Below are 1,165 nucleotides of genomic sequence, written 5' to 3' on the forward strand. Positions count from 1 at the left end.
CGTAGAATTTTCTCGTAGCGTGAGCTGAGGAGATTCGAATGAGAAAGACCCGATTTACCGAGCCGCAGATCATGGCTGTGCTGCGCCAGGCCGAAGGCGGTGTTGCGGTGCCGGAGCTGTGCCGAGAGCATGGGATCAGCAGCGCGAGCTTTTACAAATGGCGGGCGAAGTATGGCGGTATGGATGCGTCCATGATGAGCCAGATGAAGGCGCTGGAGGATGAAAACCGGCGGCTGAAGCGCATGTTCGCGGACCTGAGCATGCAGGCCGACCTGCTCAAGGAAGCTTTGGGAAAAAAGTGACGCGGCCAGCTCAACGCCGCGAGTTGGCCGCGAGGGCGGTGGCAACGAAGGGGGTCAGCATTGCGCTGGCCTGCCGCACATTTGGGGTCAGCGAGACGTGCTTTCGTTACAGCCCGAAGCGCTGTGCCGAGAACGAGACCATCGCGGATCTTCTTGAGGGCCTGACCAAGGCGCACAGAACCTGGGGCTTCGGCCTATGCTTCCTGTATCTGCGCAATGTCCGTGGCCATGCCTGGAACCACAAGCGCGTTCGCCGGATCTACTGCGAACTGGAACTGAACCTGCGGATCAAGCCAAGGCGGCGCATCAAGCGGCACAAGCCGGACGTGCTCTCGGTTCCAGACGCGCCGAACCTCGTGTGGTCCATGGACTTCATGGCCGACCGTCTGGCCGATGGTCGCCAATTCCGGCTGCTGAACGTGCTCGACGACTTCAACCGCGAGGGTCTGGGCATTGAGGTCGACTTTTCGCTTCCGGCCGAGCGCGTGGTTCGGGCGCTGAACCAGATCATCGAGTGGCGCGGCAAGCCCATGGCCATCAGGGTCGACAACGGCCCGGAATACATCAGCGCAACCTTGGCAATCTGGGCCGCAAAGCAGGGCATTGTCCTGACCCACATCCAGCCCGGCAAACCGCAGCAGAACGCTTACGTCGAGCGCTACAACCGCACCGTCCGCCATGAATGGCTCGACCTCTACATTTTTGAAACCATCGCGGAGGCACAGAGTATCGCAACCGACTGGCTCTGGACTTACAACAACGAGCGACCCAACATGGGCATCGGCGGCATAACACCCGCACAGAAACTGAAAATGGCTGCGTGAGTTCTACGACCAAACCCCGTTAAAACGGGGAGGATTACC

General features: G+C 60.1%; 1 protein-coding gene. It reads left to right on the forward strand.

The genetic code is table 11. From position 1 onward, the window contains the following. Positions 1-38: 38 nt before the first annotated feature. Positions 39-1,126 (forward strand): IS3 family transposase gene (locus FHD67_RS20165; protein WP_139599857.1). Its coding sequence is split into 2 segments (ribosomal slippage): positions 39-288 and positions 288-1,126, totalling 1,089 coding nucleotides; the frame shifts between segments, so codons are not numbered across the junction. The last annotated feature ends 39 nt before the right edge of the window (positions 1,127-1,165 follow it).

It is taken from the genome of Paracoccus haeundaensis (assembly GCF_006239215.1).
Classification (GTDB): domain Bacteria; phylum Pseudomonadota; class Alphaproteobacteria; order Rhodobacterales; family Rhodobacteraceae; genus Paracoccus; species Paracoccus marcusii.